The 16,173-nt window shown below is 66.2% G+C and carries 16 protein-coding genes; 4 read left to right on the top strand and 12 right to left on the bottom strand.

Annotated elements, in window-relative coordinates:
- Positions 1-79: 79 nt before the first annotated feature.
- Both AC3A6P_RS23425 and AC3A6P_RS23420 read left to right on the top strand, forming a co-directional pair.
- Positions 80-244, top strand: coding sequence for a hypothetical protein (locus tag AC3A6P_RS23425; RefSeq protein WP_487694240.1), 165 nt, complete (start codon positions 80-82; stop codon positions 242-244).
- Positions 245-1,792 carry an alpha,alpha-trehalose-phosphate synthase (UDP-forming) gene (locus tag AC3A6P_RS23420; protein WP_487694239.1) on the top strand — a complete coding sequence of 516 codons (1,548 nt, stop codon included), beginning with the start codon at positions 245-247 and terminating at the stop codon, positions 1,790-1,792.
- Between the two features lie 13 nt (positions 1,793-1,805).
- Here the strand turns inward: AC3A6P_RS23420 and AC3A6P_RS23415 are convergent, their stop codons facing one another.
- The 12 genes from AC3A6P_RS23415 to AC3A6P_RS23360 all read right to left on the bottom strand — a co-directional run bounded on the left by AC3A6P_RS23415 (position 1,806) and on the right by AC3A6P_RS23360 (position 13,692).
- Positions 1,806-2,300: a mammalian cell entry protein gene (locus AC3A6P_RS23415; RefSeq protein ID WP_487694238.1), complete on the bottom strand. Its 495-nt coding sequence runs from the start codon at positions 2,298-2,300 to the stop codon at positions 1,806-1,808.
- Entirely contained in the window at positions 2,300-3,028 is a 729-nt protein-coding gene (locus AC3A6P_RS23410; RefSeq protein WP_487694237.1) for a mammalian cell entry protein, read from the bottom strand. The genes AC3A6P_RS23415 and AC3A6P_RS23410 overlap by 1 nt, the downstream gene beginning before the upstream one ends.
- Positions 3,028-4,725 carry an MCE family protein gene (locus AC3A6P_RS23405; protein ID WP_487694236.1) on the bottom strand — a complete coding sequence of 566 codons (1,698 nt, stop codon included), beginning with the start codon at positions 4,723-4,725 and terminating at the stop codon, positions 3,028-3,030. Before AC3A6P_RS23405 ends, AC3A6P_RS23410 begins: the two co-directional genes overlap by 1 nt.
- The gene (locus AC3A6P_RS23400) at positions 4,725-5,897 is read right to left on the bottom strand and encodes an MCE family protein (protein ID WP_487694235.1); all 1,173 of its coding nucleotides are present in this window, start codon (positions 5,895-5,897) and stop codon (positions 4,725-4,727) included. The genes AC3A6P_RS23405 and AC3A6P_RS23400 overlap by 1 nt, the downstream gene beginning before the upstream one ends.
- Positions 5,898-5,899: 2 nt before the next feature.
- Positions 5,900-7,351: an MCE family protein gene (locus tag AC3A6P_RS23395; RefSeq protein ID WP_487694234.1), complete on the bottom strand. Its 1,452-nt coding sequence runs from the start codon at positions 7,349-7,351 to the stop codon at positions 5,900-5,902.
- Complete coding sequence (locus tag AC3A6P_RS23390; protein WP_487694384.1) at positions 7,348-8,409, bottom strand: MCE family protein; 1,062 nt, start codon at positions 8,407-8,409, stop codon at positions 7,348-7,350. Before AC3A6P_RS23390 ends, AC3A6P_RS23395 begins: the two co-directional genes overlap by 4 nt.
- Positions 8,396-9,433, bottom strand: coding sequence for an MCE family protein (locus AC3A6P_RS23385; RefSeq protein WP_487694232.1), 1,038 nt, complete (start codon positions 9,431-9,433; stop codon positions 8,396-8,398). Before AC3A6P_RS23385 ends, AC3A6P_RS23390 begins: the two co-directional genes overlap by 14 nt.
- Positions 9,434-9,448: 15 nt before the next feature.
- Positions 9,449-10,651 carry an MCE family protein gene (locus AC3A6P_RS23380; RefSeq protein ID WP_487694231.1) on the bottom strand — a complete coding sequence of 401 codons (1,203 nt, stop codon included), beginning with the start codon at positions 10,649-10,651 and terminating at the stop codon, positions 9,449-9,451.
- A 7-nt stretch (positions 10,652-10,658) separates the two neighbouring features.
- Positions 10,659-11,513, bottom strand: a complete 855-nt coding sequence (locus AC3A6P_RS23375) for an MlaE family ABC transporter permease (RefSeq protein WP_487694230.1) — start codon at positions 11,511-11,513, stop codon at positions 10,659-10,661.
- Positions 11,510-12,274 carry an MlaE family ABC transporter permease gene (locus tag AC3A6P_RS23370; RefSeq protein WP_487694229.1) on the bottom strand — a complete coding sequence of 255 codons (765 nt, stop codon included), beginning with the start codon at positions 12,272-12,274 and terminating at the stop codon, positions 11,510-11,512. Before AC3A6P_RS23370 ends, AC3A6P_RS23375 begins: the two co-directional genes overlap by 4 nt.
- A gap of 277 nt (positions 12,275-12,551) precedes the next feature.
- Complete coding sequence (locus AC3A6P_RS23365) at positions 12,552-13,487, bottom strand: 3-oxoacyl-ACP reductase (protein WP_487694228.1); 936 nt, start codon at positions 13,485-13,487, stop codon at positions 12,552-12,554.
- Between the two features lie 13 nt (positions 13,488-13,500).
- Positions 13,501-13,692: a ferredoxin gene (locus AC3A6P_RS23360; RefSeq protein WP_487694227.1), complete on the bottom strand. Its 192-nt coding sequence runs from the start codon at positions 13,690-13,692 to the stop codon at positions 13,501-13,503.
- Between the two features lie 188 nt (positions 13,693-13,880).
- On the opposite strand from AC3A6P_RS23360, the gene AC3A6P_RS23355 reads away from it, so the two are divergent.
- Both AC3A6P_RS23355 and AC3A6P_RS23350 read left to right on the top strand, forming a co-directional pair.
- On the top strand, positions 13,881-15,062 hold the full coding sequence (locus AC3A6P_RS23355) for an acyl-CoA dehydrogenase family protein (RefSeq protein ID WP_487694226.1): 1,182 nt from the start codon (positions 13,881-13,883) through the stop codon (positions 15,060-15,062).
- 11 nt (positions 15,063-15,073) lie between these two features.
- Positions 15,074-16,171, top strand: a complete 1,098-nt coding sequence (locus AC3A6P_RS23350; RefSeq protein ID WP_487694225.1) for an acyl-CoA dehydrogenase family protein — start codon at positions 15,074-15,076, stop codon at positions 16,169-16,171.
- Positions 16,172-16,173 lie beyond the last annotated feature (2 nt).

The following is a 16,173-nucleotide window of genomic DNA, read 5'->3' as shown; positions in this document are numbered from 1 at the left end:
ACCCCGGTGGGACCCCGCCGTCGGCCGCCATTCACCCGACGCCCACCACGCAGTTTCCGCCGTCGCATATGGTTGGAGAATGGCTCCGAAACCTGATCCCGCGGAAATCGATGATGTCGAACCCCTCGCCGATGACACCGCCAGCCAGGCGCGACGGGTAGTCGCCGCCTACGCCACCGACGCCGACGAGTGCAGGGTCTTCCTGTCGATGCTCGGTATCGGACCGGCGAAGCTCGGCGCCTAGATGACGGCCGGGGAGGACCGGCCGGCCGCTTCCGAGGATTCGGCCGGCCCTTCCTCGGCCACCCCGGTCGGGGACTCCGATTTCGTCGTGGTGGCCAACCGGCTGCCCGTCGACAAGGTGAAGCTGCCCGACGGTTCCACGACGTGGAAACGCAGTCCCGGGGGTTTGGTCACCGCACTCGAGCCGCTGTTGCGCAAGCGCAAGGGCGCGTGGATCGGCTGGCCGGGCATCATCGCCGAGGAGGACGACGAGACCGGCGACGTCCAGGACGTGGACCATTCCGAGCCCATCGTCGACAACGACCTGCTGCTCTACCCGGTGCGGTTGAGCGCCCAGGATGTCGCCGAGTACTACGAGGGTTTCTCCAACGCCACGCTGTGGCCGCTGTACCACGATGTGATCGTCAAGCCGATCTACCACCGGGCGTGGTGGGACCGCTACGTCGAGGTCAACCGCCGGTTCGCCGAAGCCACCTGCCGCGTCGCGGCCAAAGGCGCAACGGTGTGGGTGCAGGACTATCAGCTGCAGTTGGTGCCGAAGATGCTGCGGATGCTGCGCCCGGACCTGACCATCGGGTTCTTTCTGCACATCCCGTTCCCGCCGGTCGAACTGTTCATGCAGATGCCGTGGCGCACCGAGATCACCGAAGGCCTCCTGGGCGCCGACCTGGTGGGCTTCCACCTACCCGGGGGCGCCCAGAACTTCCTGATCCTGGCGCGCCGGCTCCTTGCCGCCAACACCTCGCGCGGCAACGTCGGAGTGCGGTCCCGGTTCGGCGAGGTGCAGTTCGGCTTCCGCACCGTCAAGGTGGGCGCGTTCCCCATCTCCATCGACTCCGACGAACTCGACCAGAAGGGCCGCGGCCGCGACATCCGCAGGCGGGCCAGGGAAATGCGCGCCGAACTCGGCAACCCGAAGAAGATCATGCTGGGCGTCGACCGCCTCGACTACACCAAGGGCATCGACGTCCGCCTGGAAGCGTTCAACGAGCTCCTCGAGGAAGGCCGGGTAGACCGCGAAGAGGTGGTGTTCATCCAGCTGGCCACCCCGAGCCGCGAACGGGTGGAGAGCTACCGGCTGCTGCGCGACGACATCGAGCGTCAGGTGGGGCACATCAACGGCGAGTTCGGCGAAGTCGGCCACCCGGTGGTGCAATACATCCACCGACCGGTTCCCCGGGATGACCTGATCGCGTTCTTCGTTGCCGCTGACGTCATGCTCGTCACCCCGTTGCGCGACGGGATGAACCTGGTGGCCAAGGAGTACGTCGCGTGCCGCAGCGATCTCGGCGGCGCGCTGGTGCTGAGCGAATTCACCGGCGCCGCAGCCGAATTACGGCAGGCCTACCTGGTGAACCCGCACGACCTCAACGGTGTCAAGGACGCCATCGAGACCGCGCTGAGCCAGGACCCGGAAGAGGGCAGGAGGCGGATGCGCGGCTTGCGCCGTCAGGTCCTGGCCCACGACGTGGACCGGTGGGCGCGGTCGTTCCTGGACGCCCTGGCCGGCAAGCCCAGCACGGAACCCTCGGAGCCGACCGGCCAGTGAGGCGCGGCCGGGCTCAGATGGGCGTGATGTAACTGATCAACCACTTGCCGCCCACCTTCTGGTAGTCGACCTTCAGACGGCTGCCGTCGTAGACGGATTCCTTGGACTTGTCGGTCACCGTCCGGTTCATGTACACCATGACCGACCCGGAGTCACGTTGCGCCTCGAGAACTCCGACGCCGACGACGTTGGCCTGGCTGACCACCTGGCGTTCACGCGCCTGCGGAATGATCTGCTCGGTGGCGCGCTGCTGGAACTCGCTCCGGTAGTCCGGCGTGAGCAGATTGTAGGCGTCGGTCAGGCTGCCTTCCACCGTCTGGTAGTCATAGCCGAAGACCTTCGGAATCTGTTCTGCCGCAAGGGGAGCCAACTCCGCACGGGTACTCTGCTGTGCTGCCGTCTGGACCCGGTCCCAGTACAGCCCGGCACCGATGGCTGCCAGTGCCACGATCCCGGCCACCACGACCACCGACAGCGACGCGAAAAACCAAGCGGCCCTGCGTCGCATCAGTTGCCTCCGTCCGGGTACTTCAGGTCATAGCCGGTCATCCGACCGTTGTCGTCCTCATGGACGATGACGCGCATCCGGTAGGCCTGCGACGGTTTGTTCACCCCGTCGATGTCGGTCACGGTGACGCGCACAGCCACCAGCACAGAACCATTGTCGGTGTCCGGGTCCACCGCCTCCAGGGCCGCACCGCTGACCACCGCCTCCGAGCTGGCATTGGTGTCACGGAACAGCGACTTGAGATTGTCCACATTGTTGTTCTGGCTCATCATGTCTCGCAGCGGCCCACTGATCCCGTCGACGAAGCGGTTCACGCTGTCGTCGACGGTGTCGGGGGTGTAGGTGAACATGTTCACCACCGTCTGCGTCGCGGTGTCGACGAACCGTTGCTCACGCGCCGCCTGAGCCTCACCGTCTCGTTGCTGATTGCTCAGTACCAACACCACCGTCGACAGCACGGCGACAACGATCAGGGCGGCGGCACCGGCCACCGCGCCCACCCGAGCCAGATTGGGCTGCCGCCGCGGCGGTGGCCCGACGGGTCGGGCGGGTTTGGCCACCACTTTCGGGGCACTGTCCACAACCGCGGTCACGGTGGTGCCGTTCACCTGACCGGCCGGCCCCGCCGCGCGAGAGGCACGCCGCCGCGCAGGTTTCCGGGCATCACCGGCCGGCGGGACATCCGCAGCGTCGTCGACGTCGGATCCCCCAGCGGGAGTGTCAGCCATCAAACCGGCCTCGGATCGAGCATGAGATCTACCCAATTCTCGGCGGGTCGGTGGTCGGAGTCGCCCGCGGCGTACACGCCGGTTCCACCCGCCGGATCGATGAACGTTCCATCCTGGTCGTAGGTAGCGTACGCCGGACCACTGGCCTGTGGTTGTGGTGCCTCCGCGGGCAACGGGCCGGCCGGCAGCGGAGCCGGGGCCGGTGGCACCGGAGCACCCGGCGGTGGCGGCGGAGCGGGCCGCCCGTACGGCGGGGCCACCTGATCAGGTGGTGCGAAGAACGGCCACGGCGGCGGCGGTGCGTTGTTGTTCGGCGGCACCGGCAACGGGAACGGCGCATTGGGCGCCGGCCCCGGACCCGGCTGCACCCCTGGCGGCAGCTGCACCACCGGTGGGCCCGGGTCGTAATCGGCTTCCGGCGGGATCATCGGGAACTTGTTGGGTGGCAGCACATTCCGGCCATCCTCGATCGGCGTTCCGTACGGGACCGGCGGACCGCGCCACGGATTGTTGCCGATCGGCACGTATCCGACCGGATCACGGCACAGCTGAATGGTCGGTGCCCGCTTGCCCGGAAACTCCTGGCACGGGTAGTTACGTGCACCGCGCACCACCGCCGGGTCGTTCTGGGCGGTCTTGCAGTACAGGTCGGTGGGCAGGTCGCGCACCGTCTCGTCACCGGGGGAACGGATCTCGGTGGCCGGGATGAAGCCGACATTGCACGTCGGCGGGTCACCGAGGTCGATCTTGAAGTCCAGCTTGCCGCCTTCGTCCACCGGGCTGCCACCACCGACCGTCAGCAACGCGGCCATCAACGCCGGGAAGATGACGAACGACTGCTCCAGCGCCTTGTGATAGATCACGCCGATGCGGCCGAGGTTGGCCAGGTTGGCCGCCAATACCGGGAAGCTGGGCCGGATCCCGCTGAATGCCGTGGACGCGGCGTCCGCCGCGCCGGGTGCGTTCTGCAGCAGTTGACGCACCTGCGGGTCGGCCTGGGTGACCTCGCCGGTGAGCCGTGCCAGCCCGTCGGCCAGGGACTTGATGTCGTCCCCGCTGCGGATCTGGGCGTCCAGGAACGGCCCGGCCTGATCGATCAGCGCCGAGGTCTGGCCGTAACTGTGGTTCGCCTCGTCGATCAGCAGCCGCGACGACTGGATCAGCCGTGCCAGTTCCGGCCCGGACCCGTTGAAGGCGTTGAACGTTTCCCGGAGCAGGTCCTGCAGACGACTGTTGTCGATACTGCTCACCAGTTGATCAGCCTGTTGCAGCATGCTGGCGATGTCCTGGCCGATGAACGTCCGGTCCTGACCGATCGAGGCGCCGTTGGCCAGCATCGTCGTCGACGGGTCCTGCGGGGGCACCAGATCGATGTACTGCTCCCCGACCGCCGAGACGCTCTTGACCGTCGCGGTGACGTTGTCGGGTACCGGTGTGCCGCTGTTGAGCCGCATGTCGGCCACCACACCGTCGGTGGTCAGCCCCACCGACTCCACCCGGCCGATGGTCACCCCACGGTAGGTGACGTTGGCGTTCTGGTAGAGGCCGCCGCCGGCAGCGAAATTGGCCTCGATCTTGTACGACCCCAACCCGACCTTCGCAGGCACGTGGAGGTAGAAGATCGCGATGGCGCCGACGGTGAGGACGGTGACGATCGCGAAAATCGCCAACTGGATACGCGAGAGCCGATCGAGCATCAGCCACCACCCCCCTCTCCGTGCTGAGTCGCCGTACCTGCCGGGATCTGGAACGGATCCGCCGCCTGGCCGGACAGGTTCGCCATCGAGCCGATCAGGAAGTCCGGCGGGTTGAGGATCTCGCTCATGTGCTTCATGTTCGGGTCGAGTCCTGAGGTGGTGAAGATCGATTCGCCGAGTCGCCGCAGCGTGAGGTCGAAGGTGACGAACACGTTGAGGTAGTCACCACGCACGGCCTGACGCAGATACTTGTAGTGGAACGGGAACGTCGGCAGGAACGCCAGGTCCTTGATGAAGTAGTCGGCGTTGTCGTTGAGCGCCTTGATCGCCGGATAGAAATCCGTCAGATCCTGCGCGAAGTCCACTTTCGTCTTGGCCAGGATGTCCGAGGCGACGCCGGCGAAACTCTGCAACGCCGCGAAGGTGTCGACGATGTTGCCGCGGTTGTTGTTCAACACCTTCAACGCCTCGGGCAGCGTGTCCAGGGTGCGGCCCAGGCTGTCCTTGCTGCGCGCGAGGATTCCGGCGAACCGGTCCAGGCCCTCGGCGGCGGCGATGATGTCACCGGTCTGCCGCTGCAGAGAGGCGGTCAGCTCGGCGAGCCGGGGAATCAGGGCTTCGAAGGTGCCGCTGCGCCCGGCGACCGACGCGTAGAGCTCCTCGGTGATGTCCTGCAGCGCACCGAGATTGCCCTTGTTCACCACCACGCCGAGCGAGGCCAGGACCTCCTCGGTGGTGGGATACCGGCCGGCGCTGGTCTCCGGGATGTTGGAGCCCTCCTGGAGTTTGGTCGCCGAAGCATCGGCGGCCGGCGGTACCAGTTCGATGTGCTGGCTGCCGAGCAGCGACGTCTGGGCCACCCGGGCCGTGGCATTCTCCGGCAGGTCGACATTCGAATCCAGCGACAGCTTGACCGCCGCGTAGAAGGTGCCGTCGGGCCGCTGCACAGCATCGATACCGGACACGCTGCCGACGGTGACGTCATCGACCATCACCGGCGAGTTCTGCGGCAACGTCGCCACGTCGGGCAGCTCCACCGTGATGGTGTACGAGCCGGAGCCGTGCCCGCGGGTGCCCGGCATGTCCAGTGAGTTCAGTCCACCGAACGAGCAGCCCGCGAGCATCAGCGCGCCGGTGCCCAGTGCGGTGGCCTGAAACAGCTTGTGTCTCATGTTCATCCTCCAGCTCCCGCAGGAGGCGGCGGCACCGGCCACGGCGGCGGAGGCAACGACGGTGTGCCCGGCGGAGGCGGTGCCAGCACACCGGGTGCATCAGGTGACACCGGCGGTCCCGGCGGGGCTCCGCTGCCGACGATGTGCGGCGGCCCGGGTGAGATCTGTCCCTCCGCGATCGGCGGCGGCAGCACCATGTCGCCCAGTGTCGCTCCCGGCGGGATCGACGGCGGCGTCACGCCCGGGGCGGGCTGCCACTGCAGGTACGGTACGGGCGTCTTGGCCTTGGCCTCGGTGGCCGGGGTGTCATAGATGATCTGACCCTTGTAGGCGGTGATGCTGTTGATCGGGTGGAACAGCAGCGGCGGGAAGTTCATCGTGATGCGCCGCAGCACCGGACCCATGCGCTGCCTGCAGATCTCGGCGCGTTTGTAGTTGTCGGGGTTGGCGCCGGTGTCGAACGTGCCACCGCAGATGAACTGCACCGGGTTGGCGAAGTTCGGCAGTGACAGCGAGCCGCCGACGGTGCCTTGTGCGGGGTTGTAGATGTTGTAGAAGTTGGCCAGGCCGTTGGGCGTGACGTGCAGGATCTGCTCGATGTCATCGCTGTGCTCGGTCAGGATGTTGGTGAAGTCGGCGAGCTTGTTCACCGAGTCGATCAGGGTCTGGTTGTTGTCGCCGACGAACTGGCGCACATCCTCGAGTGCGGTGTTGAGCGTGCCGAGGGTGGCGTCGAGACCTTGCGAGCTGTCGGCGAGCACCTGGGACACCGACGCGACGTGATTGGAGAACTGCACGATCTGTTCGTTGCTCTGTGACAGCGCGTTGACCAGAACCTGCAAGTTCTTGATGGTCCCGAACAGATCGGTGCTGGAGTCGCCGAGCCGGCCTGCCGTCTGCGACAGCTCACGCAGCGCGTTGCGGAACGAGTCGCCGTTGCCGTCGAACGTGGTCGCGGCCTGATCGACGAACTCGCTCAACGGACCCTGCAGTCCACCGTTCTGCGGGCCGAGTTGTTGGGACAGCTTGGTGAGCTCGGTCTTGACGTCATCCCATTCCACCGGGACGCCGGTGCGATCGATTCCGATGGTGGCCCCGTCGGCCAGGGTCTGCGCACCGGTGGCCGAGTCGTAGGCCGGGGTGAGTTGAATGAACCGCGCCGACACCAGGTTCGGCGCGACGACGATGGCACGCGCGTCGGCGGGGATCTTGACTGCGTCGTCGATCGACATGGTGATCTTCACATCGGACGCGGTGGGTTCGATGGAGTCGATGGAGCCCACCGGAACTCCGACCACGCGGACGTCGTCACCCGGATACAGGCCGACCGCCGAGGAGAACAGCGCCACCACCTTGTGCGTGCCACGTCCCGGCCACACCAGGTACAGCCCGACGCCCAGCGCCGCCACCAGGACGACGACCACACCGATGAGAAGACCCCTGTTGCGCGTCATGGTGACTTCGGCCTGATGATGAGTCGTTCGGCGATGAGGCCCTTCAGGTAGTCCGACAGGCTGTCCGGCAGCTTGCCGGGCTGGAAGTAGGTGTCCAGCAAGACTTCCGAGATGGTGGCGGGTGGCAGACCGTACAAGTTGATCTGGAACCCGGACGTCGAGCCCACCACCTCACCCAGTGCGGTGGCGTACGGCGGCAGGCGGCGCAACGCCTCACCGATGTGCTCGCGACGCTCGAGCAGGTTGTCCATCACCAGGTTCAAATTCGCCAGGGTGGGACCGAACTGCTCACGGTTGTCGGCCACGAAACCCGAGATCTGCTGCGACACCTCGTCGATGCCCGCGATCAGCGAGCTCAGCGCCTGCCTGCGTTCGTCGAGTGCGGCGAACAGCTGATTGCCGTCGACGATCAGCTGGTTGACCTGGCCGGCCCGCTGCCCCAGCGATGCGGTGACGGTCTGCGCGCGCTGCAGCAGCTGACCGAGCGCCTCGTCCCGGGCGTTGAGGCTGCGCGACAGCGAGGTCACCCCGTCGAGCGCACCGCGCAGTTCCGGCGTGGCATCGCGCAGCGTGTCGGTCAGGATGCCCAGCGCCTGTTCGAGTTTGGGCTTGTCCAGCGCAGCAGTGTTGCCACCGAGGTCCTGCAGGGCGGTCGCCAGCGTGTAGGGCGTGGTGGTGCGTCCCAACGGAATCGTCGTCGAGGTCCCGCCGCCTGCGGGTGTCACGTCGAGGGACTTCTGGCCGAGCACCGTGTCGGTCTTGATCGCCACCAGCGACTGATCACCGACCCGGATATCGCGGTCGACGGTGAACGTCACACGCGCGGCAGTGCCTGCCAGACCGACCGATTCGACGTGGCCGACCTTGATCCCGGAGACGTTGACGTCATTGCCGGGCGTGATGCCACCGGCGTCGGTGAAGAAGGCGTCGTACTTCTTGCCCTGCGGCCAGAACGGCAGTCCGGTGTAACCGAACGACACCAACACCAGGCACGCCACCAGGACGATGCCGAAGATTCCTGTGCGGACGGGGTTGCGTCCGTCGTCACTCTGGGACAGGAGCGCACCTCCCCTTGGACGGGTCCGGCGGACCGCCGAACGGGATCAGGATGTCACTACCGGCAGGCCCGTTGATCTTCATGCGGATCGAGCAGTAGTAGATGTTGAAGAACGAGCCGTAGGCGCCGAGTGCGTTGAGCCGCAGGTAGTTCTCGGCGAGCGGCTCGATGACGGCGTTGACTTCGCCCTTACGTCGGTCGAGCTCGCCGGCCAGCGGGCGCAGGTTCTCCAGCACACCCTGCAGCGGGCGGCGGCCGGCCTCGAGCATCTCGGTGAGATCGGTTTCGGCCGATGCCAGCGGGCCGATGGCACCGGCGATGGGATCGCGGCCCTGCGCCAACCCGGTGATCAGCTGCTGCAGCTGGTCGACGCTGGCATCGAACTGCGCACTCTTCTCGTCGACGGTACCCAGCACCGTGTTCAGGTTGTTCACCACGTCGCCGATCAGTTGGTCGCGGGCGGCCAGGTCGGTGGTGAATGTGCTTGTCGACGAGAGCATTTGAGCCAGGGCGCCGCCCTGACCCTGCAGCAACTCGATGACGGCATTGCTGATCTCGTTGACCTTGGAGCCGTCGAGACCTTTCAGCACCGGGCGCAGTCCGCCGAGCAACGCATCGAGATCCAGTGCGGGATCGGTGTTCTCCTGCGGGATGGTGGCCCCGGCGGGGAGTTTACGAAGCTCGCCCGGCCCGGAGGTGATCTCCAGGAACCGGTCGCCGACCAGGTTCTCGTACCGGATGGCAGCCCGTGTCGAAGTGTAGAGCTGATAGCGGTCGTTGACGTCGAATTCGACGTCAACGGTGTTGTCCGGGTTGAGTTTCACCGCCTGCACCGCTCCGACGGGAACCCCGGCGATGCGCACGTCCTGCCCGGCCTTCAGCCGTGCCGCGTTGGTGAAGTTGGCGTGGTAGGTATTGCCCGCCGAGAACCGGAACTCCCCGAAGACCACCACGAGGCCGGCCGCGACCAGCAGCATCACCACGGTGAAGATGCCGACTTTGATCGGGGTGCCGCGGTTATCCATGAGACCAGCCGGCCATCAGAAGTCGTCCCCTTCTGCGAACGCTCCGTTGAACAGGAACTGCAACGTCGAGGGTGCGTCGAACTGCAACTCGGTGTTCGGCTCGTATGGGACGTAGGCGTTGTCGGTGACCAGGAACGGTGAGCGGTACCAGGTACCGCCGACCTGCTTGTTCGGCATGTCCGGCAGGCCACGGCAATTCGGGCCACCGGAAGCGTTGACGATCGGCAGGCTCTCCGGGTACGTGTAGGCCGGGGCACCGGGCAAGAAGTTCGATGACACGAACAGACCCGGCCGGGTGCCGCCCAGTACCGGGGCGAACTTGTCGACGGCCTCGCCGGTGCCCTTGAGCACACACCCGATGATGGGCGAGTACTCGCCGACCACCTTCAGCGGCGCCCTGGCCCGGTTGATGGCGGCGATGTAGTCCTCGGCCGCCGGCGACAAGGTGTCGAAACCGGTGTTGGCCAGGCCGGTGGCGGCCAGCAAGGTGGCGTTGAGATTGTCCTGCTGATCCACGATGGTCCGGCTCAGCGTCGGCGCGTTGTTCATGACCGTCACCAGGTCCGGTGCCGCGTCGGCGTAGATGTTGGCAACCTGCGCGGTCTGCTGCAGATCGCGCTGTACGGTCGGCAACTTCGGATTCAGTTGCGCCAGATACTCGTTGAGGCCGGCGATGGTGGCGCCCAGGTTGTCGCCGTTACCGCGCAGGCCCTCTCCGAGAGCGGTCATGGTGGCGTTGAGGTTCACCGGGTCGATCTTGTGCAGCACGTCGGTGAGCGTCTGGAACAGTGTGTTGACCTCGAGCTGCACCGACGACGCCTCGACGGTGGCGCCGGGGCGCAGGGAGCTGTCCAGCGCATCCTCGGGAGGTACGAACTCCACCGACTTGGCACCGAAGACAGTGTTGCCCGCGATCTTCACCTCGGCGTTGGACGGCACGTAGGGCAGATCGTCGGCGTTGATCTCCAGTGTCAACTTGGCCTGGTCGCCGGCGTACTCGATGCTCTGGACCTTGCCGATCTGGATACCGCGGTACTTGACCTTGGCGTCCTGCTCCATCACCAGACCGGCGCGTGGTGACAGCACGGTCACGGTGTCGGTGGAAGTGAAGGCGGCGGTGTACCCCAGGTAGGTGACCACGGCGGCCGCCGCGATCACCGCGGCGAGTATCAGTGCCGCGACCCGCACGTGTGTGCGTCTCGATTGCCCGTCAGCCATGTGCCCGCTACCCCGACAGATTGAAGTTGCCGGACCCGCCGTAGACAGCGAGCGAGATGAACAAGACGATGGTGACGACCACGATCAGCGACGTGCGGACCGCCTTGCCGACGGCGATACCCACGCCCACCGGGCCCCCGGAAGCGTTGTAGCCGTAGTAGGTGTGCACCAGCATCACCGCCACGGACATCACGATGGCCTGGAGGAACGACCACAGCAGGTCGCTGGGCACCAGGAAGGTGTTGAAGTAGTGGTCGTACAGGCCGGCGGACTGCCCGTTGATGAACACGGTGGTGAACCGCGCCGCGAAGAAGGCGGCCAGCACCGACAGCGCATACAACGGCACGATCGCGATCAGTCCGGCGATCAGGCGGGTGGACACCAGGTACGAAACCGAGTGCACCGCCATGGATTCCACGGCGTCGATCTCCTCGGCGACACGCATGGCGCCGAGCTGTGCCGTGGTACCCGCGCCGATGGTGGCCGCCAGGGCGATTCCCGCGATGACCGGGGCCACGATGCGCACATTGAGGAACGCCGACAGGAAGCCGGTCAGCGCCTCGATGCCGATGTTGCCCAGCGACGAGTAACCCTGCACCGCGATGACACCGCCGGAGGCCAGCGTCATGAAGGCCGCGACACCCACCGTGCCGCCGATGATGGCCAGTGCGCCCACACCCATGGTCATCTCGGCGATCAGTCGGACCGTCTCGCGCCGGTAACGCGTCAGCGCGTTGGGGATGTACCGGATCGACTCGCCGTAGAACAGCGCTTGTTCACCGAAGCTGTCCACCGCTCGCGGCGCCCCGGAGAGCAACCGCTTCAATCGCAGCGTCGCGTCATAACTGCCGAATGCGCTCATGAGTCCAGCACCCTGACGCCGATGGCCGTCATGATCACGTTGATGACGAACAGACAGATGAACGCGTAGACCACGGTCTCGTTCACGGCGATGCCGACACCCTTGGGCCCACCCGCGACGGTCAGACCGCGGTAACAGCCGACAAGGCCGGCGACGACGCCGAACAGCAAGGCCTTCACCTCGGCCAGGAGCAGCTCCGGCAGGCCGGTGAGCACGGTCAGGCCGTTGATGAAGGCACCGGGGTTGACGCCCTGCAGGAAGACGGAGAAGACGTAGCCGCCGGACAGGCCGATGGCGCACACCAGGCCGTTGAGCAACAGTGCCACGAAGGTCGACGCCAGCACCCGCGGCACGACGAGCCGGTGGATCGGGTCGATACCGAGCACCCGCATGGCGTCGATCTCTTCGCGGATGGTGCGGGCCCCGAGGTCGGCGCAGATGGCGGTGGCGCCGGCCCCGGCGATCACCAGCACGGTCACCACCGGCCCCAGCTGGGTGATGGTGCCGAAAGCCGTTCCCGCACCGGAGAGATCGGCGGCGCCGATTTCACGCAGCAGGATGTTCAGCGTGAACGCCACCAGCACCGTGAAGGGGATGGCGACCAACAGAGTGGGGACCAGGGAGACACGCGCGATCATCCAGGTCTGGTCCAGGAACTCGCGGAACTGGAACGGCCTGCGGAATGCGGCGCGGAAGGTGTCGAAGGTCATCTCGACGAAACCGCCGACAGCCCGGGCTGGAACCGCGAGCTGCTTGATCAACGTCGGTTCCCTTCTCGCTCGGGCCGGGTTCGGATTCCGGACTCTAACAGGCTTGGCGAAGCCTCGTGGGGCTATTCGGCCAGCACCTCTCGCGCCCCGGTTTCGGACGTCGATCACTGTGAGCCGGATCATACTAACTAGAACACGTTCGCAGTGTCAAAGAACGGACAAATGAGACAGAACTGGTAGGTATGTCCAGGTCACGCCCGTTAGGCGTAATTCCATTCTGAAACGTGTTCTAGTTCTACCACGTGGGGCGGAGCCGATGGTGACAACATCAGTTGCCCATCAGGCCCGTCGCCGAAAAGCTCAGGTTCGGATCGCGTCCAGCAAAGTAACCGGCCAGGGTGTCACTGAGGTCGGACGGCGCCCACGCCGACCCTTGCGCCGTGAACTGATGCTCGGCGGTAGGGGCGGCGACCAGGGTCACCGACGGTCCGTAGACGATGAACACCTGACCGTTGACCCGCTCGGCCGCGGGCGAGGCCAGGAAGCGCACCAGACTCACCACGTGCTCCGGCGACAACCCGTCCACTTCGCCGTCCCCCAGTTCGGGCGCATCGCCGAACACATCGGCCGTCATCGCCGTCCGCGCCCGCGGGCAGATGGCGTTGGCACGCACCCCGTACCGCTCGAGGCCGCGCGCCGCGGACATGGTGAGTGCGGTGATACCGGCCTTGGCGGCACCGTAGTTGGCCTGTCCCGGGGGTCCCGCCAACCCCGCCTCGGAGGAGGTGTTGACCAGGCGCCCGTACACGGTGCCCCCACTCTCCTTGGCCTTGTTTCGCCAGTAGGTGGCCGCATTGCGCGTCAGGAGGAAGTGCCCGCGCAAGTGCACGGCGATCACCGCATCCCAGTCCTCGTCGGACATGTTGAACAGCATGCGATCCCGGGTGATACCGGCATTGTTGACCACGATGTCCAACCCGCCGAGCCCGTCGGCCGTCGCCACCAGTTCATCTGCGGTGGCGCGGTCGCTGATGTCGCCCGCGACGGCGACGGCCTTGGCACCGGCATCAGCACAGGCCCCGGCGATCTCGTCCAACACATCGGAGTTGTCGATCGCCTTCGCGATGTCGTTCACGATGACGGTGGCTCCCGAGCGAGCGAGACCGATGGCTTCTGCGCGGCCCAGGCCTGCGGCTGCACCGGTCACGACGGCGACCTTGCCGGACAGATCGATGCCTGGGTCTGCGCCTGCGTTCGAAGTCAAGATACGAATACCTCTAGTCTTTGCGGATCAGGGCGGCGCGTGGGCATTCGGCCACCGATTGCTCGGCCAGATCCTCCTGGTCGGAAGGAATCTCGTCGACTTTCATCACGGCGTAGTCCTCGTCGTCCAGGTCGAACAGATCCGGCGCGATTCCCACGCACACGGCGTTACCTTCGCAACGATCACGGTCAACTTCAACCCGCATGACACCCTCCTCGCGACCCATGGGTCCTCGCATTCCGGCGGCCCGGCCCGGTGATGCGATCACAATACGACCCAACCGGGCGCCAGACCGGCGAAGCCAACCTGGACCCCAAGACTAGAACGTGTTACAACGAGGATGATAAACCGGAGCCCGGAAGCAGACGTACTCGACCAGTGAGGAAGTGGGCCATGCGCATCGGCTACACCCCCGAGCAGGAGGAATTGCGCCGCGAATTGCGGGCGTACTTCACCGCGCTCATGACTCCGGAGCGGGCCGAGGCGCTGGCCTCCAACGACGGGGAGATGGGGCGCGGCAACGTCTACCGCGAAACCGTCGCGCAGATGGGCAAGGACGGCTGGCTCACGCTGAACTGGCCCAAGGAATACGGCGGCCAGGAACGCACGCCGATGGAGAGCCTGATCTTCAACGACGAGGCCGCCATCTCCGGAGTCCCGGTGCCCTTCCTGACCATCAACAGTGTGGCGCCGACGATCATGCACTTCGGCACCGAAGAGCAGAAGAAGTTCTTCCTCCCCAAGATCGCCGCCGGAGAGTTGCACTTCTCGATCGGTTACTCCGAGCCCGGCGCGGGCACCGACCTCGCGTCGCTGCGCACCACCGCCGTCGCCGATGGCGACGACTACGTCATCAACGGCCAGAAGATGTGGACGTCGTTGATCGCGTACGCCGACTACGTATGGCTGGCCGTCCGGACCAACCCGGAGGCCAAGAAGCACCGGGGTATCTCGATGCTCATCGTCCCGACCACCGCCGAAGGTTTCTCCTGGACGCCGGTGCACACCATGTCCGGTGTCGACACCAGTGCCACCTACTACCAGGACGTGCGCGTACCCAAGTCCGCACTTGTCGGCGAGGAGAACGCCGGCTGGAAACTCGTCACCAACCAGCTCAACCACGAACGGGTGGCGCTGGTCTCGGCGCAGCCGATCTACGTGGCGCTGAGCGGCGTGCGCGAGTGGGCGCAGAACACCAAGGACATCCACGGCAAACGGCTCATCGACTCCGAGTGGGTGCAGCTCAACCTGGCCCGCGTGCATGCCAAGGCCGAGGTGCTCAAACTCATCAACTGGGAGCTGGCGTCAGCCTCCGATTCCGCACCGTCACCGGCCGACGCCTCGGCCGCCAAGGTGTACGGCACCGAACTCGCCACCGAGGCCTACCGGCTGTTGATGGAGGTGCTCGGCACCTCGGCGACACTGCGCGCGGGATCACCCGGTGCGCTGCTGCGCGGGCGCATCGAGCGCATGCACCGCTCGGCGCTGATCCTGACGTTCGGCGGTGGCACCAACGAGATCCAGCGCGACATCATCGGCATGGTCGCTCTCGGCCTGCCCCGAGTGAACCGGTAGAAGGAGCTCGCATGGATTTCTCGACCACGGAAGCCGCCGACGACCTGGGTGGACTGGCCCGCACCATCACCGAATCGGTGTGCACCCCCGAACATCAGCGTGAACTCGATGGACTGGAGCAACGGTTCGACAAGGAGTTGTGGCGCAAGTTGATCGACGCGGACATCCTGTCCACGGCGGCCCCGGAAGACCTGGGCGGCGGCGGGTTCGGAGTGCTCGAGCAGGTGGCCGTGCTGGTGGCGCTCGGCAGGCAGGTCGCCGCCGTCCCCTATCTGGAGTCGGTGGTCCTGGCCGCGGGAGCGTTGGCGAAGTTCGGAACCGAGGCGCTTCACCAGCAGTGGGCGGCGCCGGCGGTCCAGGGCCAGAAGGTGCTGACCATCGCTCCCGACGGTGACATGGGTGAAGGCCCGGTGCAGGCGGCGGTCACCGACAACGGGTATCGCCTGACCGGCGCCCGCACCCAGGTGGCCTACGGCCCGGTGGCCGACGCCTTTCTGGTTCCGGCCGAAACCGGCTCCGGTACAGCGGTTTTCCTGGTGGCCGCCGACGATCCTTGGGTCACCGTCACCTCGCTGGAGACCACGGGCCTGGGCAGCGTCGGACATCTCGAACTCAACGGTGTCGAGCTGGGTGCGGACAGGGTGGTAGGCGATCAGGAGGTGCTGGACTGGTTGCGCACCGGGGCACTGCTGGGCCGCAGCGCTTTCCAGCTCGGCGTCCTCGAACGGGCGCTCGAACTGACCGCTTCCTACGCCCGCGAGCGTGAGCAGTTCGACCGCCCGATCGGCAGTTTCCAGGCGGTGTCCTCGAGGTTGGCCGACGGATACATCGACATCAAGGGGCTGCGCCTGACGCTGACCCAGGCGGCGTGGCGGCTGTCGGAGGATCTGCCCGCCGAGATCGATGTCCGTTCGGCCGCGTTCTGGGCTGCCGAAGCGGGACACCGTGTTGCGCACACCACTGTTCACGTACACGGGGGCGTGGGCATCGACATGGACCACCCGGTGCATCGGTACTTCCTGGCGGCCAAACAAACAGAATTCGGCCTCGGCAGCGCCACCGGCGCACTGTTGGCGATCGGCCGCGAACTGGCCGACACTCCCGTCTAGGC

The sequence above is a fragment of the Mycobacterium sp. Soil_C_30 genome (assembly GCF_057656995.1).
Note: the sequence above shows the minus strand (reverse complement) of the source record. Positions and strands in the feature narration are given on the sequence as shown.

What these genes read in the sequence shown, in the direction of transcription:
- AC3A6P_RS23425 (WP_487694240.1), top strand. Translation starts at nt 80, where the DNA reads ATGGCTCCGAAACCTGATCCCGCGGAAATCGATGATGTCGAACCCCTC.
- AC3A6P_RS23385 (WP_487694232.1), bottom strand. Translation starts at nt 9,433, where the DNA reads ATGGATAACCGCGGCACCCCGATCAAAGTCGGCATCTTCACCGTGGTG.
- AC3A6P_RS23360 (WP_487694227.1), bottom strand. Translation starts at nt 13,692, where the DNA reads ATGCGGGTTGAAGTTGACCGTGATCGTTGCGAAGGTAACGCCGTGTGC.
- AC3A6P_RS23400 (WP_487694235.1), bottom strand. Translation starts at nt 5,897, where the DNA reads ATGAGACACAAGCTGTTTCAGGCCACCGCACTGGGCACCGGCGCGCTG.
- AC3A6P_RS23355 (WP_487694226.1), top strand. Translation starts at nt 13,881, where the DNA reads ATGCGCATCGGCTACACCCCCGAGCAGGAGGAATTGCGCCGCGAATTG.
- AC3A6P_RS23410 (WP_487694237.1), bottom strand. Translation starts at nt 3,028, where the DNA reads ATGGCTGACACTCCCGCTGGGGGATCCGACGTCGACGACGCTGCGGAT.
- AC3A6P_RS23375 (WP_487694230.1), bottom strand. Translation starts at nt 11,513, where the DNA reads ATGAGCGCATTCGGCAGTTATGACGCGACGCTGCGATTGAAGCGGTTG.
- AC3A6P_RS23415 (WP_487694238.1), bottom strand. Translation starts at nt 2,300, where the DNA reads ATGCGACGCAGGGCCGCTTGGTTTTTCGCGTCGCTGTCGGTGGTCGTG.
- AC3A6P_RS23420 (WP_487694239.1), top strand. Translation starts at nt 245, where the DNA reads ATGACGGCCGGGGAGGACCGGCCGGCCGCTTCCGAGGATTCGGCCGGC.
- AC3A6P_RS23405 (WP_487694236.1), bottom strand. Translation starts at nt 4,725, where the DNA reads ATGCTCGATCGGCTCTCGCGTATCCAGTTGGCGATTTTCGCGATCGTC.
- AC3A6P_RS23380 (WP_487694231.1), bottom strand. Translation starts at nt 10,651, where the DNA reads ATGGCTGACGGGCAATCGAGACGCACACACGTGCGGGTCGCGGCACTG.
- AC3A6P_RS23395 (WP_487694234.1), bottom strand. Translation starts at nt 7,351, where the DNA reads ATGACGCGCAACAGGGGTCTTCTCATCGGTGTGGTCGTCGTCCTGGTG.
- AC3A6P_RS23350 (WP_487694225.1), top strand. Translation starts at nt 15,074, where the DNA reads ATGGATTTCTCGACCACGGAAGCCGCCGACGACCTGGGTGGACTGGCC.